Annotated in this window: 25 protein-coding genes; 16 read left to right on the top strand and 9 right to left on the bottom strand. The window is 63.0% G+C overall.

Going from position 1 to position 24,519, the window contains the following annotated elements; translation table 11 throughout:
- The first annotated feature begins 55 nt into the window (after positions 1-55).
- From rfbC to rfbA, 4 genes are read left to right on the top strand one after another with little or no spacing between them, the layout of a single operon-like run.
- On the top strand, positions 56-625 hold the full coding sequence (gene rfbC / locus BLT50_RS15100; protein WP_090029539.1) for a dTDP-4-dehydrorhamnose 3,5-epimerase: 570 nt from the start codon (positions 56-58) through the stop codon (positions 623-625).
- Positions 622-1,671 (top strand): dTDP-glucose 4,6-dehydratase, encoded by a 1,050-nt coding sequence (rfbB, locus tag BLT50_RS15095; RefSeq protein WP_090029538.1) that lies wholly within the window; start codon positions 622-624, stop codon positions 1,669-1,671. Before rfbC ends, rfbB begins: the two co-directional genes overlap by 4 nt.
- The gene (rfbD, locus tag BLT50_RS15090) at positions 1,668-2,516 is read left to right on the top strand and encodes a dTDP-4-dehydrorhamnose reductase (RefSeq protein ID WP_090029537.1); all 849 of its coding nucleotides are present in this window, start codon (positions 1,668-1,670) and stop codon (positions 2,514-2,516) included. The genes rfbB and rfbD overlap by 4 nt, the downstream gene beginning before the upstream one ends.
- A complete protein-coding gene (rfbA, locus tag BLT50_RS15085) occupies positions 2,513-3,385 on the top strand; it encodes a glucose-1-phosphate thymidylyltransferase RfbA (RefSeq protein WP_090029536.1) in 873 nt (290 codons plus the stop codon). Before rfbD ends, rfbA begins: the two co-directional genes overlap by 4 nt.
- Positions 3,386-3,573: 188 nt before the next feature.
- Here rfbA and BLT50_RS15080 read toward each other — a convergent pair whose 3' ends face one another.
- The 3 genes from BLT50_RS15080 to BLT50_RS15070 form a co-directional block, all read right to left on the bottom strand.
- On the bottom strand, positions 3,574-4,548 hold the full coding sequence (locus BLT50_RS15080; protein WP_090029535.1) for a KpsF/GutQ family sugar-phosphate isomerase: 975 nt from the start codon (positions 4,546-4,548) through the stop codon (positions 3,574-3,576).
- A gap of 96 nt (positions 4,549-4,644) precedes the next feature.
- Positions 4,645-6,057 (bottom strand): mannose-1-phosphate guanylyltransferase/mannose-6-phosphate isomerase, encoded by a 1,413-nt coding sequence (locus tag BLT50_RS15075; protein WP_090029534.1) that lies wholly within the window; start codon positions 6,055-6,057, stop codon positions 4,645-4,647.
- Positions 6,058-6,642: 585 nt separating this feature from the next.
- On the bottom strand, positions 6,643-6,981 hold the full coding sequence (locus tag BLT50_RS15070; RefSeq protein WP_139170537.1) for a hypothetical protein: 339 nt from the start codon (positions 6,979-6,981) through the stop codon (positions 6,643-6,645).
- Between the two features lie 454 nt (positions 6,982-7,435).
- On the opposite strand from BLT50_RS15070, the gene BLT50_RS15065 reads away from it, so the two are divergent.
- The 7 genes from BLT50_RS15065 (at position 7,436) to BLT50_RS15035 (ending at position 13,930) form a co-directional block, all read left to right on the top strand.
- Complete coding sequence (locus BLT50_RS15065; RefSeq protein ID WP_090029532.1) at positions 7,436-8,338, top strand: LysR family transcriptional regulator; 903 nt, start codon at positions 7,436-7,438, stop codon at positions 8,336-8,338.
- An 89-nt stretch (positions 8,339-8,427) separates the two neighbouring features.
- A complete protein-coding gene (locus BLT50_RS15060; protein ID WP_090029531.1) occupies positions 8,428-9,255 on the top strand; it encodes a putative hydro-lyase in 828 nt (275 codons plus the stop codon).
- Positions 9,256-9,278: 23 nt separating this feature from the next.
- Positions 9,279-10,316 (top strand): TRAP transporter substrate-binding protein, encoded by a 1,038-nt coding sequence (locus BLT50_RS15055; protein WP_090029530.1) that lies wholly within the window; start codon positions 9,279-9,281, stop codon positions 10,314-10,316.
- A gap of 27 nt (positions 10,317-10,343) precedes the next feature.
- Positions 10,344-10,892, top strand: a complete 549-nt coding sequence (locus tag BLT50_RS15050) for a TRAP transporter small permease subunit (protein ID WP_090029529.1) — start codon at positions 10,344-10,346, stop codon at positions 10,890-10,892.
- A complete protein-coding gene (locus BLT50_RS15045; RefSeq protein WP_090029528.1) occupies positions 10,889-12,172 on the top strand; it encodes a TRAP transporter large permease in 1,284 nt (427 codons plus the stop codon). The genes BLT50_RS15050 and BLT50_RS15045 overlap by 4 nt, the downstream gene beginning before the upstream one ends.
- 10 nt (positions 12,173-12,182) lie before the next feature.
- On the top strand, positions 12,183-12,926 hold the full coding sequence (locus BLT50_RS15040; protein WP_090029527.1) for a 5-oxoprolinase subunit B family protein: 744 nt from the start codon (positions 12,183-12,185) through the stop codon (positions 12,924-12,926).
- A complete protein-coding gene (locus BLT50_RS15035) occupies positions 12,923-13,930 on the top strand; it encodes a 5-oxoprolinase subunit C family protein (RefSeq protein ID WP_090029526.1) in 1,008 nt (335 codons plus the stop codon). Before BLT50_RS15040 ends, BLT50_RS15035 begins: the two co-directional genes overlap by 4 nt.
- Before the next feature lie 292 nt (positions 13,931-14,222).
- Here BLT50_RS15035 and BLT50_RS15030 read toward each other — a convergent pair whose 3' ends face one another.
- The 5 genes from BLT50_RS15030 to BLT50_RS15010 all read right to left on the bottom strand — a co-directional run bounded on the left by BLT50_RS15030 (position 14,223) and on the right by BLT50_RS15010 (position 18,128).
- Positions 14,223-15,344 (bottom strand): beta-ketoacyl-ACP synthase III, encoded by a 1,122-nt coding sequence (locus BLT50_RS15030; RefSeq protein WP_090029525.1) that lies wholly within the window; start codon positions 15,342-15,344, stop codon positions 14,223-14,225.
- Between the two features lie 63 nt (positions 15,345-15,407).
- Positions 15,408-16,367, bottom strand: coding sequence for a 2-hydroxyacid dehydrogenase (locus BLT50_RS15025; RefSeq protein WP_090029524.1), 960 nt, complete (start codon positions 16,365-16,367; stop codon positions 15,408-15,410).
- Positions 16,367-16,708 (bottom strand): tRNA-binding protein, encoded by a 342-nt coding sequence (locus tag BLT50_RS15020; protein WP_090029523.1) that lies wholly within the window; start codon positions 16,706-16,708, stop codon positions 16,367-16,369. The genes BLT50_RS15025 and BLT50_RS15020 overlap by 1 nt, the downstream gene beginning before the upstream one ends.
- Positions 16,701-17,516, bottom strand: coding sequence for a pyrroline-5-carboxylate reductase (gene proC / locus BLT50_RS15015; protein WP_090029522.1), 816 nt, complete (start codon positions 17,514-17,516; stop codon positions 16,701-16,703). Before proC ends, BLT50_RS15020 begins: the two co-directional genes overlap by 8 nt.
- A 111-nt stretch (positions 17,517-17,627) precedes the next feature.
- Positions 17,628-18,128 carry a type III secretion system chaperone family protein gene (locus BLT50_RS15010; protein WP_090029521.1) on the bottom strand — a complete coding sequence of 167 codons (501 nt, stop codon included), beginning with the start codon at positions 18,126-18,128 and terminating at the stop codon, positions 17,628-17,630.
- Between the two features lie 263 nt (positions 18,129-18,391).
- On the opposite strand from BLT50_RS15010, the gene BLT50_RS15005 reads away from it, so the two are divergent.
- The 5 genes from BLT50_RS15005 (at position 18,392) to BLT50_RS14985 (ending at position 21,800) form a co-directional block, all read left to right on the top strand.
- On the top strand, positions 18,392-19,477 hold the full coding sequence (locus BLT50_RS15005; protein ID WP_090029520.1) for an NAD(P)/FAD-dependent oxidoreductase: 1,086 nt from the start codon (positions 18,392-18,394) through the stop codon (positions 19,475-19,477).
- Between the two features lie 83 nt (positions 19,478-19,560).
- Positions 19,561-20,217, top strand: coding sequence for a DUF938 domain-containing protein (locus BLT50_RS15000; RefSeq protein WP_090029519.1), 657 nt, complete (start codon positions 19,561-19,563; stop codon positions 20,215-20,217).
- 102 nt (positions 20,218-20,319) lie between these two features.
- A complete protein-coding gene (locus BLT50_RS14995) occupies positions 20,320-20,667 on the top strand; it encodes a carboxymuconolactone decarboxylase family protein (RefSeq protein ID WP_090029518.1) in 348 nt (115 codons plus the stop codon).
- A 323-nt stretch (positions 20,668-20,990) separates the two neighbouring features.
- Complete coding sequence (locus tag BLT50_RS14990; RefSeq protein WP_090029517.1) at positions 20,991-21,248, top strand: YjhX family toxin; 258 nt, start codon at positions 20,991-20,993, stop codon at positions 21,246-21,248.
- Positions 21,249-21,260: 12 nt separating this feature from the next.
- A complete protein-coding gene (locus BLT50_RS14985; protein WP_090029516.1) occupies positions 21,261-21,800 on the top strand; it encodes a GNAT family N-acetyltransferase in 540 nt (179 codons plus the stop codon).
- Positions 21,801-22,001: 201 nt separating this feature from the next.
- Here the strand turns inward: BLT50_RS14985 and BLT50_RS14980 are convergent, their stop codons facing one another.
- Positions 22,002-24,506: a GcvT family protein gene (locus BLT50_RS14980; protein WP_090029515.1), complete on the bottom strand. Its 2,505-nt coding sequence runs from the start codon at positions 24,504-24,506 to the stop codon at positions 22,002-22,004.
- Between the last annotated feature and the right edge of the window lie 13 nt (positions 24,507-24,519).

The raw sequence follows: 24,519 nt of genomic DNA, 5'->3' as shown, positions 1-24,519 counted from the left end.
AACACGAACCGCACTTGTTAATAGGGGCCACAACTTTCCTTTCGGTATTTTCTGCATGCTAGCTGTGACAAAAACCAAACTACCTGGAGTTTTGATACTGGAGCCGGTACGCCACGGCGACGCGCGCGGCTTTTTCAGCGAAAGCTGGAACCGCAAGCGCATGGAAGATGCAGGGATTTTCCTCGATTTCGTGCAGGACAACCATTCCCTGTCAGAAAAGGCCGGAACGGTGCGCGGCCTCCATTTCCAGTCCCCGCCGCATGCCCAGGCCAAACTTGTGCGTTGCGGTCGTGGGCGCTTGTTCGACGTGGTCGTGGACATCCGCCGCGGCAGCCCGACCTTCGGGCAATGGACCGGGGTCGAACTGACATTCGAGAACGGAAAACAGATGCTCGTCCCCGAAGGTTTCGCGCACGGGTTCGTCACGCGCGAGCCGGGAACCGAGATCATCTACAAGTGCACCGACTTCTATGCCCCGGAATGTGACCGCGCCCTTGCGTTCGATGACCCCGAGATCGGCATCGACTGGGGCATCACGCGCGATAACGCCCTGCTTTCGGACAAGGATGCCGCGGCCCCGCGGCTGGCCGATCTCGATACCCCTTTCGAATGGAAAGACGCATGACGAAACTTCTGGTTACAGGCGGCGCCGGATTCATCGGGTCCGCGGTCGTGCGCCAGGCGGTTACCGCCGGGCATGAGGTCGTGAACCTTGACGCGTTGACCTATGCGGCCTGTCTCGACAATGTGCGGGATGTGGCCAATAGCCCTCTTTACGCCTTCGAACACGCCGATATCCGTGACCGCGCCGCACTTGACCGGATACTCGCAGCGCATCAACCCGACGCGATCATGCACCTGGCGGCGGAATCCCACGTAGACAGGTCCATCGACGGACCGGGAACATTCATCGAAACCAATATCTACGGCACTTATACCCTGCTCGAAGCAGCCCGGACCTATTGGGCCGCCCGTGGAAAACCAGCCGATTTCCGGTTCCACCACATTTCCACGGATGAGGTTTTCGGCTCGCTGCCCAACGATCCGGCGGTGAAGTTCACCGAGGACACGCCCTATGACCCGCGCAGCCCCTATTCAGCCTCCAAGGCCGCGTCCGACCATCTGGTGCGCGCCTGGCACGAAACCTATGGCCTGCCGGTCGTACTTACCAACTGTTCGAATAATTATGGCCCATATCATTTTCCCGAAAAGCTGATCCCGGTGGTGATCCTGAACGCGCTGGCTGGTAAACCGATCCCGATCTACGGCGATGGATCGAACGTACGCGACTGGCTCTATGTCGAGGATCACGCCACGGCCCTTTTGCTGGTGCTGCAAAAGGGCGAAATCGGCCGCTCTTACAACATCGGCGGCGAAAACGAACGCAGCAATCTCGAGCTGGTGGAAACGATCTGCGCGGTTCTGGACGCCAAGCGTCCGAAAGCGCAAGGCAGCTATGCCGATCAGATCACCTTTGTCACCGATCGTCCCGGCCATGATGCGCGCTATGCGATCGACCCGTCGCGCATTCGCGAAGAACTGGGCTGGCGCCCATCGGTGACGGTCGAGGGAGGGCTGGAATTGACTGTACAGTGGTATCTCGACAACGAGGACTGGTGGCGCGCCCTTCAGAACCGTGACGGTGTCGGCGAAAGGCTGGGTAAGGGATGACGATCCTCGTCTTCGGCCAGACCGGGCAGGTCGCGCAGGAATTGCAGGAACAAGCCGATGTGCTGGCGCTCGGGCGGGATCAGGCGGATCTGTCAGATCCGGGCTTGTGCGCCGAAGCGATCCGCCGGGCCAAGCCGGATGTGGTGATCAACGCGGCGGCCTACACGGCCGTCGATCGCGCAGAGCAGGAAGAAGCGCTGGCCACGGTCGTGAACGGCGAAAGCCCCGGTGCCATGGCACGCGTCTGCGCCGATTTGGGTATCCCGTTCCTCCATGTATCCACCGACTACGTGTTTGACGGCAGCGGATCGGAGCCATGGCGCGAGAGCGATCCCGTGGCGCCGCAAAACGCCTATGGCCGCTCGAAGCTAGCCGGGGAAGAGGCCGTGCGCGCGGCAGGCGGCGCACATGTGATACTGCGCACATCCTGGGTTTTCTCGGCGCATGGCGCCAATTTCGTCAAGACGATGTTGAGGCTGTCGGAAACCCGCGATGCGCTGAACGTAGTCGATGACCAGATCGGGGGGCCCACACCTGCAGATGCGATAGCCGCCGCACTGCTGGAAATGGCCGCGCAGATGCAGGCTGGCAAGGCTGGGGGAACCTATCATTTCTCGGGGCATCCCGCGGTCAGCTGGGCAGGTTTCGCCCGTGAGATTTTTTCGCAAGCTCGGCGCGATGTAAGCGTGACCGGCATCCCGTCTTCCGAGTATCCGACACCCGCGGCGCGACCGCTCAACTCTCGTCTCGATTGTGCCAAGATACGGTCCGATTTCGGGATTACACCGCCAGACTGGACGGCCGGCCTGGCCCGGGTTTTACGGCAATTGGAGTGCAGTGAATGACACAAAGAAAAGGCATCATCCTGGCAGGCGGATCGGGCACGCGGCTCTATCCGATTACCATGGGCCTGTCGAAACAACTGCTGCCGATCTACGACAAGCCGATGGTTTATTACCCGCTGTCGGTTCTGATGCTGGCGGGCATCCGCGAGATGGCGGTCATAACCACGCCCCAGGACCAGGCCCAGTTCCAGCGCCTGCTGGGCGATGGCAGCCAGTGGGGTCTGGAGCTGACATACATTGCACAACCCGAACCCGAAGGTCTGGCGCAAGCCTATATTCTGGCCAAGGATTTTCTGGCTGGCGCCCCCAGTGCAATGGTTCTAGGGGATAACATTTTCTTCGGGCACGGCTTGCCTGAAATCCTTGCGGCTGCGGATGCACAGACAACCGGCGGCACCGTTTTCGGATATCGCGTCGCCGACCCCGAACGCTATGGTGTGGTGGATTTCGCACCGGATGGCACAGTCCGCCAGATCGTCGAAAAGCCAAAGGTCGCCCCGTCGCGCTATGCCGTGACCGGGCTGTATTTCCTTGACGGCACCGCCCCCGAACGCGCCGCGAAAGTCGAAAAATCCGAACGCGGAGAGCTTGAGATCACCACCTTGCTGGAAATGTATCTCGCCGATGGCAAGCTTTCGGTGCAGCAGATGGGGCGTGGATACGCCTGGCTGGACACAGGAACCCACGGCAGCCTTCTGGATGCGGGCAATTTCGTGCGCACCCTGAGCGAACGGCAAGGCCAGCAGATCGGCAGCCCCGACGAAATTGCCTATCAACGCGGCTGGATCGACGCGGACGCGCTGCGCGCACGCGCAGAGATCTTCGGAAAGAACCAATATGGTGAATACCTGTTGCGGCTGCTGGGCTGAGGTCTACGCCGTACTGTGCTGTCGGAAACGTCTAAGCTCTCTGGATACATTCCGCGCTATTTCAAGATACGTTCCCGCGAGGTTCAGTACAGGAAAGTCGAGGCAAACGCGGCACCGGACAACTCGTTCAGTAACAACTCCAAAATGAGCGCGCCACTGGCACACAAGCGTCAAGCGCATAACGTTGGTTAAGCAACTCCTGCGCGCAAAAGATCGTGCAGGTGAACGAGTCCAACGGGACGACCGTCCTCTTGGACGACGAACAGCGTGGTAATCTTGCGCGCGTTCATCAGAGCCAAGGCCTGCGCCGCCAGCATCGTGGGCGGCACCGTGACCGGATCGAGCGTAGCGACCTCACCGGCCTTGCTGTCCATCAACCGCGCCATATTGCGCCGCAAGTCGCCGTCCGAGATCAACCCCGCCAGCACGCCGTTCCGCACGACACCAGTCGTACCGAAGCCTTTGGACGTCATTTCCAGCAGCGCTTCCTCCATCGGTGCATCAATGGAAACCAAAGGCACCTCATCGCCGCCATGCATCAACTGCGCAACCGTCGACAATTGCGCGCCCAGCTTGCCGCCGGGGTGGAAGGTGCGAAAATTCTCGGCCCGGAAATCGCGGGCCTCCATCAAAGCGACGGCCAGCGCATCGCCCAGCGCCAGCGTCAGCGTAGTCGATGTCGTCGGCGCCAGCCCCATCGGGCAGGCTTCGGGCGCGGGTGGCAACAGCAGACGGTAATCCGCCGCGTGCATCAGCGTGCTGTCCTCGCGAGACGAAATCGCGACCAGCGGGATCGAGAACCGCCGCGTATGCGCCACCACGTCGCCAAGTTCCTGGGTTTCGCCCGAGTTGGAAATGAGAATGCAGATATCGGCCTCGGTGATCATGCCAAGATCGCCATGGCTCGCCTCCGAGGCATGCACGAAATAGCTGGGCGTCCCTGTCGAGGCCAGCGTCGCCGCAATCTTGCGCCCGATATGGCCCGACTTGCCGATACCCGACACGATCACGCGGCCGGGGATGCGCGCGATATCGGCGACCACGCGGTCGAAATCCGGTGGGATCGCACCGGCGAACAGGCGCAGCGCGTCAGCCTCCTGCGTCAGGACTTGCGCTGCTACTTCAGATGCGGGCCGCATGGGCGTCTCGCTTGGGTCGGACATCGTGGCTCCTTGTCGGTTTCGGCACACGCGGTTTGGCTGCATCTACGCCATCCGGCGGGGCATTCGCAACCTCGGCGGCACCCCACGGCGCACAGATCACTTGCGGGCGTAAACGTCCTCGTAGCGGATGATGTCGTCCTCGCCCAGATATGCGCCGGTCTGCACCTCAATCAGCACCATTGGCACCTTGCCGGGATTTTCCATCCGGTGCACAGCGCCCAACGGGATATAGACGGATTCGTTCTCGCTCAGCAGTTTGACCTCGTCATCCACCGTCACACGCGCGGTGCCCTGCACGACGATCCAGTGCTCGGACCGATGCATGTGGCTTTGCAGGCTCAGCGCGGCACCGGGATGCACATGAATGCGCTTGACCTGGAACCGGTCGGCCAGAACCAGCGTTTCGAACCAGCCCCAGGGCCGGTGATCGACGGGCAGTTGCACCGCCTGCTTGGCACCCCGCGCCTTTAGGGTGTTGACCGCCATCTTGACGTTCTGCGCCTCCGAGATGTCGGCGACCATCACCGCATCGCGCATCGCCACGGCGACCACGTTCTTCAGCCCGATGCCGACCAGTTCGACCTCTTCGCTTTCCGAACGCAACAACGTGTTTTCGCAATGAAGGGCAGTGGTATTTTCCGACAGCGCATTGCCGGTGTCATCCTGCGCGCTTCCACGCCAGACGGCTTCCCAACTGCCAAGATCCGACCATTTGCCGTCGAAGCGCACAGCGCTGATATTTCCGACCTTCTCCATTACAGCATAGTCGATCGACTCTTCGCGCACTTTGGCCCAGCCTTCTGGGTCGATCCGGGTAAATCCAAGGTCCGCCACGGCGTCATCCAGCGTGGGGATCACGGCATCCAGGATATCGGGCGCATGCTCGCGGAACGCATCGACCAGCGTCTGCGCCCGCGCCAGGAACACGCCCGCATTCCAAAGATAGCGCTTGTCGGCGAACAATTCGTCCGCGCGCGCCTGCTCGGGCTTTTCGATGAACCGTTCCAGCCGGTGCACACCGGGATGGGTTTCCGGTCCACTTTCCAGCCAGCCATAGCCGGTTTCCGCCCGTTCCGGCAAGATGCCGAAGGTCACGATTTGCCCCTCCTGCGCGGCCACGGCGCCACGAAGAACCGACGCGCGGAACAATTCGGGGTCGGCCACGGCATGATCCGACGGCACCAGAACCAGCATCGCTTCAGGGTCCGAGCGCAGCAGGTGCAGCGCGGCCGCCACCGCCGCCGGGGCGGTATTGCGCCCCTCGGGTTCGATCAGGATTCCCACGGGCTCGATATCGCACTCATCCAACTGCTCCGTCACAATGAAGCGAAAATCGTTATTCGTCACCACCAGTGGATCAGTGAATTCTGTCCCACGAAACCGCCGCGCCGATGCCTGGAACAGGCTTTCATCCCCGATGATGTCGGCGAATTGTTTTGGATAACTTTTTCGCGAAAGTGGCCAGAGGCGGGTGCCTGAACCACCGCAAAGAAGGACAGGAGTAATCATATGGGATGTCTTTCGATCTGAGAAATTCTTAACTAAAGCTCACTTGGACGGCTGCACGCGCGCGTTTGGCACATCGTACACTTTTGTGATCAAAATAATACTTGGATCCAGGTTTTGTCATGGCATTACCATGCCCAAAAAAAGCCGCGCCCATTCAGCATCAGACATAGAGACACCTGCAAAAGTTCCGAAAGCTATTCTCATCTGGTTCTCTGATGAAACGCGTATCATGCTCCAAAGCTTGAGAAAATGAACGTCACTTCACCGATTTAAGGCCCTTGTCCAAGTCCGAACTCTAAGATTGAAACAAGAAAGGCCAAGCCTGGCCCGTTAAAGCTTCAACTTTAAGTAACGTCGAGACAATCGCTTCGGGCTTTGGTCACCTGTTTGCCATTCTTGTTCTTCCGTTGCCTAAACATAGCGGTGGACCAGTTAAGTTGGGGAGACAGAGCCTGCTATGAAATTTTCAATTTAAAATTTCACGAACAACCCAAGCTAAAAATACAACCTAAACTCAAAAATAAGTTGCGAATACTACCTGTGAGCGTCAATTTGCAACCAGTTGCAACAGGAGAGCCTCAGCATTCAGCCCAAGAAACGAATTGCGATCACGGCGCCATCCTGGGCTACTCGCTCCAAGGCCTCTAGTTGGAAGGTTTGCACCATTGCCATAGTTTCTTTGGGTTCCCCGATATTTCTGTTGCGCTGGGGCTCGCCGACATGGTCGCTCTTGGCACGGGAGCGCAATGAACCGTGGCAGAGATATTTGAGTCCGCGCAATTGGCTGCACGTCTGGCCAAGCTTCCCTCCTTTGTTGCGGAGTAGGAATTGGGTGAGCGACCGCCCGACGTGTTTGAGACGCTCGTAATCCTCAACGCCCTCGGCGCGGATCCCAAAGCTTTTCTCGGCGAACTCGTGAAGCATCTGCCCGAGCAGCTTTAACAAGCGACATGGCTGAGATCATGAAAACGCACACGAGTGGCCCTCCTAAAAAGGCTCTGCGTGTGCTTCATTGGTGCTTATAAAGATGCGTGCGAGCACTCGAACTGGTTTACGCTCTGAAAGCAAGCAGCAGCCCTAGCTTCTCCAAAATGTGACCCGACCGACGGACTACCAGCAGGGCGTAACACCGAAAAAATTGCAACCCGTTGCAAAATATGACGTAGGAATTGCAACCCGTTGCAAAAAATATCGAAAAAAATTGCAACCGGTTGCAAAAAACGGCCCAAATTTCTACTTTGAGTTGTTCGCTTAAACAAAAACCCACCATAGCAATAAAAAGAATAACTAAGTGAGATTGTGTACCGATCACTACTGAGTGCAACGGGTTGCAATTTTTTATAGTGCCGGAATTCCGATGAGGAATTAGAAAAACAACATGAGCCGCATAAACCTCGAACAACTCAGGACATTCCTGTCCGTCGTCCGACAGGGCGGCGTGCGCCGCGCCTCCACCGCGTTGAACCTGACCCAGCCCGCGGTGACGGCGCGCATCCGAAACCTCGAGGAAACACTGGGCTGTGCGCTGTTCGACCGCGCCGGCGGCGGCATGCGCCTGACCAAGCGCGGCGAACGTCTGCTGCGCTATGCCGAAGAGTTCGAACACCTCTCCGAACTCGTCGCGCGCGACGTGATCGACCCCGCCGGGCTCGAAGGGCACCTGCGCCTGGGCGTGTCCGAAACCATCGCGCAATGCTGGCTGCCCGAACTGATCACCCAACTGCACGCGGCCTATCCGCGGCTGCAGATCGAATTCAATGTCGATATCTCGATGAACCTGCGCGCCGGGCTTCTCGACCAGGAAATCGACCTTGCGATCCTGCTGGGGCCGATCTCGGAATACTCGGTCGAAAACATCGACCTGCCGGGGTTTGCGCTGGCCTGGTACGTGGCCGCCGACGCCCCCGACGCGCCCGGCATCGACCATTTCCAGGACCGCCCGGTGCTGACCTATGCCCGCAACACCCGGCCCTACCGCGAGATTCGCGAACAATTGCTGGCGCGCCGCGGTCCGGGCGTGTCGATCTTTCCGTCGTCCTCGCTATCCGCCTGCTTCCGCCTGGTCGAGGCGAACCTCGGCGTCGCCGCCCTGCCCCGCGCCCTGGGCGCCCCGTTCGTGGCCGAGGGGCGCATCCGCGAATTCGACCCCGGCTGGCACCCAAGCCCCTTGCGTTTCACGGCGTCCTACCTTGGCGAGCCCCGCAGCCTTCTGGTGGAAACCGCCGCCCGGACGGCCCAGAAAGTGGCCGAAGATTTCCAGAAGGCTCAGGACAACCCATAAAATTTACTCATCACTTCCTAGAAAATTATTCGATTTGATTATGACGCCATCCTCGGTGACGCTGTCGGGGCCATCAGGGGGATGCCAAGGTGACGACAGACTACGAAACGCTGCGCCATGCCGACCTGCCGCAGGTCCGGGCCGCGATCCGCGCAGGACGCTACCACTCACACACCGCCGGGCTTGGCGCGGGATACTTGCAAGCCAACCTGGCCATTCTGCCCAGCGCCTACGCGCTGGATTTCATGCGCTTCTGCCAGCGCAACCCGAAACCCTGCCCGCTCACGGGCGTTTCGGATACCGGCAACCCGATGATGTTCACGCTGGGGCGCGATATCGACATCCGCACCGACGTGCCCGCCTACAACATCTACCGCGATGGCAAGCTGGCCGGCAGCGCGACGGACATCACCGATGTCTGGACGGACGACATGGTCGCCTTTGCCCTTGGGTGTTCCTTCACCTTCGAAGACGCGCTGATGCGGGCGGGCATCCCGATGTGGCATATCGACAATGACACGACCGTGCCGATGTTCCGCTCGTCCATCGAAACCGTGCCGGCGGGGCCGTTTCGTGGCAAGATGGTCGTCTCGATGCGCGCAATCCCGCGCGACCGGCTGGACGAGGTGCGCGACATCTCGCGCCGCTACCCGCTGGCCCATGGCGGGCCGGTCCACTGGGGCGATCCGGCGGAAATCGGCATCGCCGATCCCACCCGGCCCGATTGGGGCGATCCGGCACCCATCCCGGACGGCCACGTGCCTGTCTTCTGGGCCTGCGGGGTCACCCCCCAGGTCGCGCTCGAAGCGGCAAGCCCGCCGATCTGCATCACCCACAAGCCGGGTCACATGCTGATCACCGACATTGCCGAGGACGCGGAAACCCCCGTCCTGCCGCCTGAAAACAACGAAACCTGAAAACCAGCAAGGAGAGAATGAAAATGAAACGCATGATAACCGCACTGGCCGCGACCACCGCGCTGGCCGCACCCGCACTGGCCGAAGACCTGTCAGTCGTGGGCTCGTGGTCGGGCCTGCCGCTGCACAAGGAATACGAGGCCCCGTTCTGGTCGGAAAAACTGCCCGCCGCCTCGGGGGGCAAGCTGAACGTGGCGCTTACCACGCACAACCAGATGAACCTCGGCGTGGGCGACGTGTACCGCCTGCTCGGCGACGGCGTGTATGACGTCGCGATGACCGTGGCCGACTACGCGGTCGCCGATGCACCCGAACTCGAAGGGCTCGACGTGCCGCTGGTTGCGCTGACCGCCGACGAGGCGCGCGCCATGGTCGATGCCGCCCGCCCGATGGTCGAAGACATCTACAATGCGCGCTTCAACAGCCATGTGCTGGCCATCGCGCCCTACCCGCCGCAGGTCGTGTTCTGCAACGCCGAGGTGGCCGGGCTCGACGATCTCAAGGGGCTCAAGGTCCGCGCATCCGGCCGCATGACCGCCAAGTTCCTCGAGGCACTGGGCGCCGAAGGCGTGAACGTGGCCTTCTCCGAAGTTCCGGGCGCGCTGCAGAAAGGCGTGGTCGACTGCGCCGTGACAGGTGCCGGCTCGGGCTATTCCGCCGGCTGGTGGGAGGTTTCCACCCACCTGATGCCGATCCCGCTGGGCGGCTGGGACAGCGTCGTGACCGCGATCAACCTCGACAAGTGGAACAGCCTCGATGCCGACACGCAGTCGCTGATCGAAACCCAGATCAAGGCCGAGTTCGAAGATCCCGCATGGGCCACCGCGCAGAACGCGCTGGTCAACGACATCGCCTGCCTGACCGGCAACGGCGACTGCCCGGCCGGTGACGCGCGCGACATGACCCTGGTCGAAGTCAGCGATGCCGATTTCGAAAAGGCCCGCGAGGTTCTGGTCAACGAAGTGCTGCCCGACTGGGCAGACCGCGCAGGCGCAGACTGGGCCGCACGCTGGAACGACAGCGTCGGCAAGGTCGTCGGCGTCACGATCTCGACCAACTGATCCACAAGGCAAACGAGGCCCCAACACATGGCACAGACCATCCTGACAACCCTGCGCAGGCTCAACCGCTGGGTGGCGATCGCCATCGGCATCGGGCTGATGCTCTGTGCGGGCTTCGTCCTGCTGGATATCGGTCTGCGTCAGGTCGGGGCCTCTTTCGGCGGCACCGATGAAATCAGCGGCTACGTCATGGCCATCGCCACAAGCTGGGGCATGGGCTATGCGCTGATGGAACTCGGTCATGTCCGCATCGACATTTTGCGCACCCGCGTTTCGCAACGCGGGCGCGCGCTGTTCGATCTGTTTTCGATGCTGGTGCTGTCCGGCACCATCACGCTCATCGCGATCCGCGCCTGGCCCGTGGTGGAACGCTCGCTCGCCAATTCCAGCCGCGCCAACACACCGCTTGAAACCCCGCTTGCACTGGTGCAGGTGCCGTGGTTCGCCGGATGGGTCTGGTTCGCGCTGATCGCCTGGGCCACCTTCGCCGCCGCGCTGATGCTTGTCGCCCGCGGCGAATTCGACAAGTCCGAGGCCGCCATCGGCAGCTTCTCCGAGGCGGAGACCCTGCAATGATCGGCTATCTCACCATCGGCCTGCTCGGCCTTCTGTCGCTGTCGATCCCCGTGGGCATCGTTCTGTTTCTGCTCGGCTTCGGCATCGACACCTTCTTTTCGCCCTTCCCGCTGATCAAGGGCCTGGGCAACCTGGTGTGGTCCACCTCGAACAACGCCACGCTGATCGCCATCCCCTTCTTCGTGCTGCTGGGCGAGATCCTCGTGCGGTCGGGCCTGGCCACGCGCACCTATGCCGCGCTCGACCGCTGGGTCAGTTGGCTGCCGGGCGGGCTGATCCACGCCAACGTGGCCACCGCCACCATGTTCTCGGCCACCTCGGGCAGCTCCGTCGCCACCGCCGCGACCGTGGCCACAGTCGCCATGCCCCAGGCCGAAAAGCTGGGCTACGACCCCAAACTCTTTTCCGGCGCCATCGCCGCAGGTGGCACGCTGGGCATCATGATCCCGCCCTCGATCAACCTGATCGTCTATGGCTTCCTGACCCAGACCTCGATCCCGCGGCTGTTCCTGGCCGGGCTGATCCCCGGCATCGCGCTGGCACTGGGCTTTGTCGTCATCACCATGATCCTGTGCATGATCCGGCCCTCGCTGGGCGGCGAACGCCGCGTGTTTTCGCCGGCGCAGATGCTGCGCGCGCTGGTCGACCTGATCCCGATCGTTCTGCTGTTCACCGTCATCATCGGCACCATCTACAAGGGCTGGGCCACCCCGACCGAGGCCGCCGCCGTCGGCGTCGCGGGCGCGCTGGTCATCGCCGCGGCCTTCGGCGGCATCGGCACCAGGATGATCGCAGAAAGCCTGCTGGGCACGGTCAAGATCACCGCAATGATCATGCTTGTGGTGATCGGCGCCTCGTTCCTCAACTTCACGCTCGCATCGGCGGGCCTGGGCCGCGAATTGCAGAATTTCCTGTCGGGTCTCGGCCTGTCGCCGATGGGACTGATCCTTGTGGTGGTCTGCATCTACATCGTGCTGGGCTTTTTCATCGAAACGCTCTCGCTGATGGTTGTCACGATCCCGATCATCGTGCCGCTGGTCGTGGCGCAGGGGTTCGATCCGATCTGGTTCGGCATCCTGATGATCGTCCTGATCGAAATGGCGCTCATCACACCGCCCGTGGGGCTGAACCTCTATGTCGTGCAGGGCGCGCGCAAATCCGGCTCCATGACCGAGGTCATGCTGGGCACGATCCCCTACGTGGTGGCCATGCTGCTGATGGTCGCCGCGCTGATCGCCTTTCCGCAGATCGCCCTGTTCCTGCCGGACGCGCTGCAGTAACCCTGTTGAAATGACCGAAGACAACACAACAAAATGGCCCCTCATCCGGCCCGCCGGTCTCGATGGCCTGCTGGTCAGCTTCGGCGACCGGCTGTCGGAACCCGCGAACCGCGCCGCACTTGCCTATCGCGCCCAAGTCGAACGCGCCGGCTGGTCCGGGGTCGAGGAATGCTCGACCTCGCTGGTGTCCGCCTATTTGCGCTTCGACCCGCTGGCGGTCGATCCCGACGCCATCCGCGCCCAGGCGCAATCGCTTCTGGACAGCCGTGACTGGTATGACGCGGCCCTGCCCCATGGCCGCCGGCTGTGGCGCATTCCCACCGTCTACGGCACCGAACTTGCCCCGCAACTGGACGAGGCCGCGCAGGCGGCCGGGCTCAGCCCCGCGCAGGCGATCGACCACCTGTCGCAAACCCGCGTTCGCGTTCAGACCATCGGCTTTGCGCCCGGCCAGCCCTACCTGGGCGAACTGCCCCCCGAATGGGACATCCCCCGCCAGACCGCGCTGACCGACAGTGTGCCCATCGGCGCGCTGACCGTCGCGATCCGGCAGCTTGTGCTGTTTTCGGTCTCGACACCCACAGGCTGGCGTCACGTCGGCCAGACCGCGATGCGCCTGTTCCGCCCCGACAGCGATGCCCCGTTCGTCCTGCGCCCCGGCGACGAGGTGCTGTTTCCGCAGGTCACGCCAGCCGAGTTGGAAAACATGCGCGCCGATCCCGATGGCGGCGCCCGCGCCGAGGCCCTGGCATGACCCGCGCGCTGATCGTTCATCAGGCCGGCCCCGGCCTGTCCCTGCAGGATAGCGGGCGGCCCGGCTATCTTGTCTATGGCCTGTCGCGCGGCGGCGCTGCCGACACGCTGGCACTGGCCGAGGGCGCGGCCCTGCTGGGCCAGTCCCCCGACCTTGCGGCATTGGAAATGACCGGCATGGGCGGCACGTTCGAGGCCGGCGAGGACATGCGCATCGCGCTGACGGGCGCACCGATGCAGGCCGCCATCGACGGCGCGCCCGCGGCATGGAACGCCAGCCACCTGCTTCACGCCGGTGAGAAACTGACAATCGGCGCCGCGCGCAGTGGCGTCTATGGCTATCTGCATGTGGGGGGCGGCTTCGATGGTCCGATCACGCTCGGATCGCGCAGCGCGCATCTGGCCTCGGGCCTTGGCGGTCGCGTGCAAGGCGGCGCTTCGCTGCCCGTGGGGCCCGACAAGGGCGGTGATACCGGTATGACACTGCCAGGCGACGACCGGTTTTCCGGCGGCACGGTCCGCGTCGTGCCCAGCCTTCAGACGCATCTTTTCCCCGACAGCGAAATCGCCCGGTTCGAGGCCACCACCTTCACCCGCGACAATCGCGGCAACCGCATGGGCGTGCGCGTCGTGCCCGAAGGCGACGGCTTTGCCCCCGAAGGCGGGCTTTCCGTGCTGTCCGAAATCATCGTGCCCGGCGACATCCAGATCACAGGCGACGGCACGCCATTCGTGCTGCTGGCGGAATGCCAGACCACGGGCGGCTATCCCCGTATCGGCGCAGTGCTGCCCTGCGACCTGCCCCGCGTCGCGCAAGCCGCATCGGGCAGCACGCTGCGTTTTCGCTTCGTATCCCCCGAAGACGGGTTGCAGGCGCTCCGCCGCGCTGCCGACCACCGCAAGGGGCTGGCGCGGGCCGCCTACCCGCTGGTGCGCGACCCGTACAGGATTCGCGACCTGCTCAGCTATCAGCTTATCAGCGGGGTGACAGCCGGCGACGATTAGGACGTGCGCGGCGCGGCTGTGCCGGGATTTCTACCGTCTGGTCATAGCCGCGACACAGGGAATCGCAAGGCCGCGGCTGATCCGGGCAGGGTGTGCGATACCAACCGCGCGATTTCGCCACCAAACCGCGCGGTTTGCACGTCAGAGGTATCATGCCACCCCAATTGCTGCGCGCGCGATATGGGTTTTCCGTCAGGAACTGCGCGATTCCCCGCCGAAACCGCGCGATTTCCGGTAACATTCCGTTAAAAAGCGCGCGGTTCCGGCCCAGGACCGCGCGGTTTTGCCTGGCTCAGGCCCGCTCGACCACGACCGAGCCCACCGAATACCCCGCCCCGAATGAACAAATCACACCCAGGTCGCCCGGCTTCATGTCGTCGGAATGCTTGGCAAAGGCGATGATCGACCCCGCCGACGAGGTGTTGGCATATTCCTGCAGGATGTTGGGCTGTTCGTCGGGTTCGGGTTCACGCCCCAGAACCTTGCGGCCCACGAAATCGTTCATGCCCTTGTTGGCCTGGTGCAGCCACATCCGGCGCAGTTGGCTGGGGGAAATCCCTTCGTCTTCAAGGTGTTGCAGGATATGCGCCGACACCATCGGCACCACTTCCTTGAACACCTTGCGGCCGTTCTGCATGAACTGCATGTCGCGCCGGTCCTTCATCCCGTCGGGGCGGTTGCGGCGCAGGAAGCCGTTGTTGTTGCGGATATTGTTGGAAAATTCCGTCGCGCAGCGCGTCGACCGCACGATCCAGTGCGGCCCCTTGGCATCCTCTTCGCGCTCCAGCACCGTCGCAGTCGCCACATCCCCGAAAATGAAATGACAATCCCGATCCCGCCACTCCAGATGCCCGCTGGTGATTTCTGGATTGACGACAATCGCCTTGCGCACCGAGCCCGAGCGGATCATGTCGGCGGCGGCCTGGATGCCGAAGGTGGCAGACGAGCAGGCCACGTTCATATCGAAGGCGAACCCACCTGCGCCCAGCTCTTTCTGGATCTCGATGGCAACCGCCGGATAGGCGCGCTCCATGTTCGACGCGGCACAGATCACAAGGTCGATATCCGCCCCGGTCAGCCCGGCCTGATCCAGTGCGGTCTCGCAGGCGGCAAGCGCGATTTCGGTCATGATCCCCGGCTCGTCGTCGCTGCGCTGGCGGAAACGCGGATACATCCGCTTGGGATCAAGAACCCCTTCCTTGTCAAGGACATAGCGCTGTTCGATCCCGGACGCCTTTATGATGAACTCGGTCGAGGAATGCTCTTTCGCCTCGACCTCGCCGGCGGCGATCGCCTCGGCGTTTTCGGCGTTGAACAGGTCGACATAGCGGTTGAAGCTTTCGACAAGCTCGTCATTGGTTATGACCTGATCGGGCGTGAAAACGCCGGTTCCGGTGATCGCAGGCTGATACATGGGGTCCCCTCCCTCGTGTCTTGCCACATCATCGAAAGCTGACCGAAAGGTCAAGCCGCCGGATCAGAGCTTGTTCGGCGGCTCCCGCCCTTCGAAAAAGGCCACGAGGTTGTCCAGCACCATCATGCCCATATCGGTGCGCACCTCTTCGGCGGCGGTGCCCAGATGCGGCAGCAGCACGACGTTTTCCATCGCACGCAAGGCATCCGGCACCTGCGGCTCGAACTCGTAGACATCGAGCCCGGCCCCGGCGATCTCGCCCGCCTGCAGCGCGGCGATCAGCGCGGCCTCGTCCACCACGTCGCCACGGCTGATATTGACCACATGCGCCGTCTGCTTCATCGCGGCGAACACATCCGCGCCGATCAGGTGACGGGTTTCCGCCCCGCCCGGCGTGGCGGCCACGACGATATCGCAGCGCGACGCCATGTCGACCAGGTCGGCCACCTGCTCGGCCGGGAAATCGACCGTCTTTTCCGAACGGTTGAAAAACAGAACCTCCATCCCGAACCCGAAATGGCAGCGCCGCGCGATGGCCTGCCCGATCCGGCCCATGCCGACGATGCCGACCGTCTTTCCGCTGACATGCAGACCCAGCATCTGGGTCGGGTGCCACCCTTCCCATGCGCCCGAGCGGACAAGACGTTCGCCTTCGCCGGCGCGGCGTGCGCTCATCAGTATCAGCGTCATCGCGATATCGGCGGTGGCGTCGGTCACCGCGCCGGGGGTGTTCGTGACCGTCACGCTGTGCGCGCGGGCGGCATCGACGTCGATATGGTTGTAGCCGACGCCGAAATTGGCAAGGATCTTGCAGCGCGGGCGGCCGAATTCGTTGAATATATCGGCCGAAAAGTGATCCCCCAGCGAGGGCATCATCCCGTCATAGATCGCCAGACCCGAGCGCATTTCCGATGGCGTCATCGGTTGCGTCTTTTCGCGCACGGTCAGATCGAATAATTCCTCTGCGCGCGCGATCACCGCCTCGGGCAGGTTGCGCGCCAAAAGCACTTTTTTCTTTGCCATCAATGCATCCTGCCGCCGGGCGGCACCTCTTTGTCGGGTGAGATCAGAACAACGCCACCATCAGGGTCGGTGACACCCAGAACCAGCACTTCGGACATGAACGGCCCGATCTGGCGGGGCGGGAAATTCACGACGGCCATCACCTGCTTTCCGATCAGCTCGTCGGGGGCGTAATGCGCCGTGACCTGCGCGCTGGTCTTGCGCTCGCCCAGTTCGGGGCCGAAATCGATCCACATCTTGATCGCGGGCTTGCGCGCCTCGGGAAAGGGTTCGGCCCGCAGCACGCGGCCCACGCGGATATCGACGCGCAGAAAATCGTCGAAGGTGATGGGATCAGCCATTGCGCAACTCCTTGCTCCGGTCGGTCGCGGCGGCCACGGTTTTCGCCATGAGCGGCGGCAGGCCGGTGCTTTCGTTCATCAACACCTCGAGCCCCGCCTGCGTGGTCCCGTTGGGGCTGGTGACGTTGACGCGCAGTTGCGCGGGCGTTTCGTCGGCTGCTTCGGCCAGCGCGCCCGCGCCCGCAACCGTGGCCTTGGCCAGTTGCATCGCCAATTCCGGGGCCAGGCCCTGCGCCTGGCCCGCGCGGGCCATGCATTCGATCATGTGGAACACGTAGGCCGGACCGGACCCGGAAAGGCCGGTGACCGCATCCATCTGGCCCTCGTCTTCCAGGCGGACAACCTGTCCGACGGCACGCAGCAGCGCCTCGGCCATGTCCAGATGCGCCGCCCCGGCATGGGCATTGCCGATGATCGCGGTGATCCCCTTGGCCACGGCGGCGGGTGTGTTGGGCATGGCCCGCACGATGGGCGTGCCCGCGCCGAGCACCTGTTCGAAATGCGCGATCGGCGTACCCGCCGCGACCGACACGAACAGCGTGCCGCCACCGCCCATCGCCGCCAGCGTCGGCAGTGCCTCGCCCATCATCTGCGGCTTGACCGCGACCAGCACCAGCGCTGGCGCCGCCGGCAGATTGGCGTTCAGGTGAACCCCCGTTTTTTGCAGCCAGTCCGAGGGCTTGGGGTCGATCACCCAGACCGAGGACGCGGGCAACCCGCCCTTGAGCCACCCTTCGAGCATGGCCGATCCCATCTTGCCACAGCCCAGAAGGACCAGGCCGCGTTGTTCCAGATCGTCCATGTTCATTGGCATCTCCCCTTCGCGCGTGTCGTTGCGGGGAGTGTTACGCCGACCACCCGCGAGGGGCAATGCCGGAAAGGGCGGGCAAGCGGCGGCCTGCCCGCATTGTGCGGCGCGTCAGGCGCGCCCGTAGGCCTGGCTGATCGCGATCTGCAGCGCGTCCTGCGGCGCGCGATTGCCCCAGACGACAAGCTGGAAGGCGGGATAGTAGCGCTCGGCGCTCAGCACCGCGGCGCCGATCATCGTGTCGATCTGTTCGGCACTGGCCGACTGGCCGCCCGCCAGCACGAGGCCATAGCGATAGACCATCAGCTTGTGTTCGTCCCAATAGCTGAAGCCGCCGGCCCAGCACTGGTCATTGGCCGCGTTCAGACATTCGTAAAGCGCGGGAAGCCTTTCCTCGGGCGGCTCCATTTCGAACGTGCAGACCATGCGCAGCGTTTCGTCATAGGCCGACCAGGCCAGCGTGATCGAATAGGTCCGCCACTGCCCTTCGACCGCCATGGCGATCTGGTCATCGTGCACGCGGTCGAAATCCCAGTCGTTGAATTCGGCCAGATGCTCGACGATGTCGATTGGGTGCAAATCCTCTTGAAGAAACTGCTCGGACAGGGCCATGACGCCACCTCCTGTTTGTGCGTAGCGCCGGGGCGTGGCAGCGCCCCAAGCGCTAGCTGCCTGCTCAAGAAACCGGGGCTTTTCGCCCTGTCTCTACCAAATATGGTGTGCGCCAAATGTTTTTCTGTAAAGCAAAAAGTTGGGGATAACCTCTATATCTTGTGGATGACATGAAAATTTCATCAAATCGCGAAACTGCCAGCCCCCCTCTTTCGGCGGCGCGCCAGCCGTGGCAGGCTGAGCCGGAACACGGGGGGTGAACGATGCAGGATTTCCTTATCATCGGTGGCGGCATCGCGGGCATCAGCGCTGCGGCGCGCCTGTCCGGGCTGGGCAGCGTGACCCTGCTGGAGGCCGAGGAGAGCCTGGCCTATCATGCCTCGGGCCGGTCGGCCGCGATGTTCCTGGAAAGCTATGGCAACACGGTTGTGCGCGCGCTCAACAGTGCCAGCGCCGATTACCTGCGCCATGCGCATGGCGGCGTTCTATCCCCGCGCCCGATGATGCTGCTGGGCGCGGCGGACGAGGCCGAAGGCTTTGCCGCGCAGGCCGCCGACATGGGGCTGGAGCGGATCACGCTGGACGAGGCGGCGGCTCGTTGGCCCTTGCTGGATCGCAGCCACACCGCCCATGCCGCCCTGCGCGAGGATACCTGCGATCTGGACACGGACCTGTTCATCCAGAACTTTCTGCGCGAGGCGCGCGCCGCCGGGGCCAAGGTCGTCACTCGCGCGCGGGTCGAGGCGATCAGCCGCGCGCCGAGCGGCTGGCAGGTGCGCGCCGGCGGGCAGGACCATGAGGGGCGCGTTCTGGTGAATGCCGCCGGGGCCTGGGCCGACCAAGTGGCCGGGCTGGCCGGGGTCGCACCGATCGGCATTCAGCCCTACCGCCGGTCCATGGCACGTATCGCGCTGCCCGAAGGCATGGACCCGTCGGGCTGGGCTTTTGTCGACGGGGTGGGCGACCGCTGGTATGCCAAACCCGATGCCGGCGCGCTGATCGTGTCGCCGGGCGACGAAGACCCGATGGAGCCGCATGACGCCTGGGCCGACGACATGGTTCTGGCCGAGGGCCTGGCGCGCTACCAGGATTTCAGCACCGCACCGGTGGAGCGGATGATCGCGAACTGGGCGGGCCTGCGCAGTTTCGCCCCCGACCGCGCGCTGGTGATCGGGCGCGACGCAGGCGCGCCGGATTTCCTGTGGATGGCGGGCCAAGGCGGCTATGGCTTTCAGACCGCCGCCGCGGCAAGCGAATTGCTGGCGCAGACCGCAGGCGGCGCGACAACCACGCTCGACCCCGAAATCGTGGCCGCCCTGTCGCCTGCGCGGTTCGCGAAAACGAACTAGCCGGACCTGACGAACTGGGGCTTTGCACGCGCCCGTTCGGCATGGCAAAACCGGACTGTCCAGACATCACGCCAAGAGATCCCATGCCAAGACGCCTGAACCTGCCCGACAGCGCCTCGATCGCGACCCCTGCCGAGGATGGACGCATGTTCGCCCCCTCTGCCGCGCGCAACGCCGAAGCGATTGCCGAGCTGGTGGCCGCGCACGCGCCGGAAACGGGCCGCGCGCTGGAACTGGCCGCCGGCACCGGGGAACACGCGGTCGTTCTGGCGGGACGCCTGCCGGGGCTGTCCTGGCAACCCACGGATATCGACGCCGACCGGCGCCGCTCGATCGACGCCCACGCCGCGCAGGCGGGGCTGGCCAACCTGCAGCCCGCGATCGAGCTGGACGCAACCGTGCCCGGATGGGCCGCGACCCATGGCGGGCAAGACCTGATCCTGCTTGTGAACCTGTTGCACCTGATCAGCGAAGCCGAAGCCCGTATCCTGATCGCCGAAGCGGCCCAGGCGCTGGCCCCCGGCGGCCGGCTGATCCTGTACGGGCCTTTCCTGCGCGACGGCGAAACCACGTCGGAGGGGGACGCGCAGTTCCACGCTGCGCTGACCGCGCAAGACCCTGAAATCGGGTACAAGGACGACTGGGACGTGATCGAATGGATTCACCAGAATTTCCTGGACCTCGTGCAGGTAATCGAAATGCCCGCGAACAACATGGGGTTTGTCGCGCGCAAACCCTGATGCGCCGGTTCGAAAAATCGTTGCCTATCTGATCGAGGTCAAAGATCGCAGGGAATGCCCGTGGTCTGGCTGTGCCGAACTTACATTCAAGGAGCGGCACATATGGCCTGGACAAATACGCTGGAGTCGACACGCAACCGCCTGCGGGTGCTGTACAGGACCATCCCCGAAGTGACCAAAGGCTTCGGCGCGATGTCGAAGGCGGTGAAGGAAGGCGGCGTTCTGGATTTCAAGACCAAGGAATTCGTGGCGCTGGGGATTGCCGTCGGCATCCGCTGCGAATCCTGCATTGCTCTGCATATCGAGGCACTGGTCAAGGCGGGCGCCACCCGCGACGAAATCGCCGATGTGCTGGCGATGACAATCCAGATGGGCGGCGGCCCGGCCACGATGTATGCGGGCAAGGCGCTGGAATGCTTTGACGAGTTGACAGCCGCGCAGGCTGGATAGCACCGTTTGTTCGGCTGGCTGCTGGATGGCAGCCCTGCGGACCAAAGCGGGCTGTCACCAAGCGATGCGACGGTCCGCTTTTGTGCAACACCTGCTCTTTTGTCATGCAAGCGTATCGCAACTGACTTGCCGTGACGTGCGACCGCACCTAGCTTTTGCGCAGTCGTGGGGCCAAGCCCCCACGCGATGGAGATTTTATGCGAGAGCCCCGGGCATAAGCCCGTTCCCGACAACTCTTTTCGGGAACGCCAGAAACAAAAGGACACTCACGCGCGAAGCTGAGTGACCCGTTTTCTGCAATCTCATGAAATCGAGACACCCCGTTGAACATCTCAAAGCACGAGCAGCGTGTTTTGCATGAACTCGCCCTCGGTGGATCCATCCACCACGAACGGGGCGATAACGGCAAGATACGCGCGATAACCTGTTTCACGCGCGATGGTCATGTTCTTGAGGACTGCACCATCGACGTATTTCTGCGCCTGAAGAAACGGCGCTTCATCCGCTCGCAAAACGGCAAGCCCTACCGGGTATCTCGGCAGGGAATAAAAGCCGTGCGTGCCCAGCTCAATCAACGATAAAAGGAAGACACCATGGAATTCACAACAACATACGCGCATCGAAACCGCGAAATCACCGATCTTTTCCGGTCGACCTTCACCGACTCCGAAGGCGCCGAGGAAGGCGAACTGATAGGTGCGCTTGTGGCAAGGATGCTTGCGACGGTAGACGCGGCGGACATCTTTGTTTTCTGCGCCATCGACGCGGGCACACTTGCCGGTGCGGCAGTTTTTACGCGCATGACCTATTCAGAGGATGAGCGTGTCGTATTCATTCTGTCGCCCATGGCCGTGGCGACAGCATATCAAGGCAAGGGGATCGGGCAGGAGTTGCTAGCATTCGGCCTGACCGAGCTGCGGGACAATGGTGTGGATGTCGCGCTGACCTATGGCGACATCAATTTCTATTCCAGGGTTGGGTTCCGACAGATACCGGAGGCGGTGGCGCCGCCGCCCCTGCCACTGACCTATCCCGAAGGTTGGCTGGGGCAGTCGCTGACAAACAGGCAGCTCGCCCCGCTTAGGGGCTTGTCTGGCTGCGTCGCCGCGCTCAACGATCCTGCCCTCTGGTGATCTGGAACCCTTGGACAGCGCTCAAGCCGGCGGCTTTCTGAATACCTGCTCTCGCGGTGGGCGTTCATGCGCTGTTCAGCATGCGGCCGACCTGGCCATGGCGGCGCGTTGGAACCTTGTCGGACCCGTGCCCGTTCGACAAGGCAGATGACCGGGCCCCGCAAAGGGCCCGGTCATGATGTAGCGCCCGGAAAGACCGGTTCAGCCGTCCTTGCGGATAACTTCGTTCTTGGGGTCGTAGGGGCTGTCGCAGGTGATCCTGGCGTCCCAAAGCTTGTCGAACATCCTGACCTGCAGCTTCTGGCCCTCGACGGCAAGCTCGGGTTTGACATAGCCCATGCCGATCGACTGACCGAAGGCCACGGAAAAGCCGCCCGAGGTCAGGCGCCCGACCTTTTCGCCGTTCACATACAGGGCTTCGCGGCCCCACGGGTCGGCGTCGGCGGGCCCGTCAATCAGGACGGTGACGCATTTGCTGCGCACACCCTTGGCGACCATCGCGTCCTTGCCGTGGAAATCCTTTTCCAGGTCGACAAAGCGCGGCAGATCGGCCTCGAGCGGGGTGGCGTCGCGGCCCAGTTCGTTGCCGAAGGCGCGGTAGGATTTTTCCTGCCGCAGCCAGTTCTGCGCACGCGCGCCCACCAGCTTCATCCCGTGCTTTTCACCGGCCTTTTCCAGCAGGTCGAACAGGTAGGTCTGCATCTCAATCGGATGGTGCAGTTCCCAGCCCAGCTCGCCCGTATAGGCTACGCGGATTGCGCGGACCGGGCACATGCCCAGTTCGATCTCGCGGCAGGACAACCACGGGAACCGCTTGTTCGACAGCGCCGTGGACGGGTCGGCATCCTTGATAACCTCGTTCAGGATGTCGCGCGATTTCGGCCCCGCGATGGCAAAGACGCCCCATTGCGTGGTCACGTCCTGAATTTCGATATAGCCGAATTCCCCTGCCTTGTCGGCCGCGGCCTTGCGCAGGTAATCGCCGTCATAGGCGCCCCAGGCACCCGCGGACACGAGGTAATATTCGTCCTCGGCCAGGCGCACGATGGTGTATTCCGTGCGCGTGGTGCCGGCATCGGTCAGCGCATAGGTCAGGTTGATGCGACCGACGCGCGGCAGCTTGTTGCAGGTGAACCAGTCAAGGAACTGCGTCGCGCCCGGCCCCTTCACGACATGCTTGGTAAAGGCGGTCGCGTCGATAAGGCCGGCGGCATTGCGCACGGCTTCGGCCTCGGCGCGGGCATAATCCCACCAGCCGCCGCGACGGAACGAGCGTGCGTTGTGATCAAAGCTGTCCGGCGCATCGAGCGGGCCGAAATAGTTCGGGCGCTCGAACCCGTTGACACAGCCGAACTGCGCGCCGCGCGCCTTTTGCCGGTCATAGGCCGGGCCGGTACGCAGCGGGCGGCAGGCCTCGCGCTCCTCATCGGGGTGGTGCAGGATATAGACGTGCTCGTAGCATTCCTCGTTCTTGCGCGCGGCATATTCGGTGGTCATCCACTCCTGGCCGTAGCGCTTGGGATCGAGGCTGGCCATGTCGATCTCGGCCTCGCCGTCAACCATCATCTGCGCAAGGTAATAGCCGGTGCCGCCCGCCGCGGTGATGCCAAAGCTGAAGCCCTCGGCCAGCCACATGTTGCGCAGGCCAGGCGCCGGGCCCACCAGCGGGTTGCCATCGGGCGTATAGCAGATCGGGCCGTTGAAATCGTCCTTGAGACCCACGGTTTCCGAGGATGGAAGTCGGTGGATCATCGACATGTATTCCTCTTCGATGCGCTCCAGGTCCAGCGGGAACAGATCGGCGCGGAAACTGTCGGGCACACCGTATTCGAAGCGTGCGGGCGCGTTGCGCTCATACGGACCCAGGATCCAGCCGCCGCGTTCTTCGCGGACATACCACTTGGCATCCGCATCGCGCAGAACGGGATGCTCTTCGCCGCCGTTCTTGCGGTATTCGACCAGCGCGGGGTCGGGTTCGGTCACGATGAACTGGTGTTCGACCGGGATCGCCGGCATCTTGATGCCCAGCATCTTTGCCGTGCGCTGCGCGTGGTTGCCGCTGGCGGTGACGACATGTTCGGCCGAAATGACGATCTGCTCGTCACCAGGAACGAGGTTGCCGCCCTTTTCCACCATCTTGGTGCAGGTGACGTCCCAATGATCGCCCTTCCACTCGAACCCGTCGGCCTGCCATTTGCGTTCGATCATCACGCCGCGCTGGCGCGCGCCCTTGGCCATCGCCATCGTCACGTCGGCCGGGTTGATGTAACCGTCGGTCGGGTGATAGATCGCGCCTTTCAGGTCTTCGGTATTGACCAGCGGCCACCGCTCCTTGATCTGGGCGGGCGTCATCCACTCATAGGGCACGCCGCAGGTTTCGGCGGTGGTGGCATAGACCATGTATTCGTCCATGCGCGCCTGCGTCTGCGCCATTCGCAGGTTGCCGACGATCGAGAAGCCCGCGTTCAGCCCCGTTTCCGCCTCGAGCGTCTTGTAGAACTCGACCGAGTACTGGTGGATATGCGTGGTTGCATAAGACATGTTGAACAGCGGCAGCAGGCCCGCCGCGTGCCATGTCGACCCCGAGGTCAGTTCGTCCCGCTCCAGCAGCATGACGTCCTGCCAGCCCGCGCGGGCAAGGTGATAGGCGATCGAGGTGCCGACGGCGCCACCACCGACAACCAGGGCTTTGACTTGGGTTTTCATTGCGCAGGCGACT

Origin of the sequence: Lutimaribacter saemankumensis (assembly GCF_900100005.1) — a bacterium.
Classification (GTDB): domain Bacteria; phylum Pseudomonadota; class Alphaproteobacteria; order Rhodobacterales; family Rhodobacteraceae; genus Lutimaribacter; species Lutimaribacter saemankumensis.
Note: the sequence above shows the minus strand (reverse complement) of the source record. Positions and strands in the feature narration are given on the sequence as shown.

Excerpts from the sequence above, each read along its gene's own strand:
- rfbC (WP_090029539.1), top strand. The coding sequence starts at position 56 with ATGCTAGCTGTGACAAAAACCAAACTACCTGGAGTTTTGATACTGGAG.
- rfbB (WP_090029538.1), top strand. The coding sequence starts at position 622 with ATGACGAAACTTCTGGTTACAGGCGGCGCCGGATTCATCGGGTCCGCG.
- rfbD (WP_090029537.1), top strand. The coding sequence starts at position 1,668 with ATGACGATCCTCGTCTTCGGCCAGACCGGGCAGGTCGCGCAGGAATTG.
- rfbA (WP_090029536.1), top strand. The coding sequence starts at position 2,513 with ATGACACAAAGAAAAGGCATCATCCTGGCAGGCGGATCGGGCACGCGG.
- BLT50_RS15080 (WP_090029535.1), bottom strand. The coding sequence starts at position 4,548 with ATGTCCGACCCAAGCGAGACGCCCATGCGGCCCGCATCTGAAGTAGCA.
- BLT50_RS15075 (WP_090029534.1), bottom strand. The coding sequence starts at position 6,057 with ATGATTACTCCTGTCCTTCTTTGCGGTGGTTCAGGCACCCGCCTCTGG.
- BLT50_RS15070 (WP_139170537.1), bottom strand. The coding sequence starts at position 6,981 with ATGCTTCACGAGTTCGCCGAGAAAAGCTTTGGGATCCGCGCCGAGGGC.
- BLT50_RS15065 (WP_090029532.1), top strand. The coding sequence starts at position 7,436 with ATGAGCCGCATAAACCTCGAACAACTCAGGACATTCCTGTCCGTCGTC.
- BLT50_RS15055 (WP_090029530.1), top strand. The coding sequence starts at position 9,279 with ATGAAACGCATGATAACCGCACTGGCCGCGACCACCGCGCTGGCCGCA.
- BLT50_RS15050 (WP_090029529.1), top strand. The coding sequence starts at position 10,344 with ATGGCACAGACCATCCTGACAACCCTGCGCAGGCTCAACCGCTGGGTG.
- BLT50_RS15045 (WP_090029528.1), top strand. The coding sequence starts at position 10,889 with ATGATCGGCTATCTCACCATCGGCCTGCTCGGCCTTCTGTCGCTGTCG.
- BLT50_RS15040 (WP_090029527.1), top strand. The coding sequence starts at position 12,183 with ATGACCGAAGACAACACAACAAAATGGCCCCTCATCCGGCCCGCCGGT.
- BLT50_RS15035 (WP_090029526.1), top strand. The coding sequence starts at position 12,923 with ATGACCCGCGCGCTGATCGTTCATCAGGCCGGCCCCGGCCTGTCCCTG.
- BLT50_RS15030 (WP_090029525.1), bottom strand. The coding sequence starts at position 15,344 with ATGTATCAGCCTGCGATCACCGGAACCGGCGTTTTCACGCCCGATCAG.
- BLT50_RS15025 (WP_090029524.1), bottom strand. The coding sequence starts at position 16,367 with ATGGCAAAGAAAAAAGTGCTTTTGGCGCGCAACCTGCCCGAGGCGGTG.
- BLT50_RS15020 (WP_090029523.1), bottom strand. The coding sequence starts at position 16,708 with ATGGCTGATCCCATCACCTTCGACGATTTTCTGCGCGTCGATATCCGC.
- proC (WP_090029522.1), bottom strand. The coding sequence starts at position 17,516 with ATGAACATGGACGATCTGGAACAACGCGGCCTGGTCCTTCTGGGCTGT.
- BLT50_RS15010 (WP_090029521.1), bottom strand. The coding sequence starts at position 18,128 with ATGGCCCTGTCCGAGCAGTTTCTTCAAGAGGATTTGCACCCAATCGAC.
- BLT50_RS15005 (WP_090029520.1), top strand. The coding sequence starts at position 18,392 with ATGCAGGATTTCCTTATCATCGGTGGCGGCATCGCGGGCATCAGCGCT.
- BLT50_RS15000 (WP_090029519.1), top strand. The coding sequence starts at position 19,561 with ATGCCAAGACGCCTGAACCTGCCCGACAGCGCCTCGATCGCGACCCCT.
- BLT50_RS14995 (WP_090029518.1), top strand. The coding sequence starts at position 20,320 with ATGGCCTGGACAAATACGCTGGAGTCGACACGCAACCGCCTGCGGGTG.
- BLT50_RS14985 (WP_090029516.1), top strand. The coding sequence starts at position 21,261 with ATGGAATTCACAACAACATACGCGCATCGAAACCGCGAAATCACCGAT.
- BLT50_RS14980 (WP_090029515.1), bottom strand. The coding sequence starts at position 24,506 with ATGAAAACCCAAGTCAAAGCCCTGGTTGTCGGTGGTGGCGCCGTCGGC.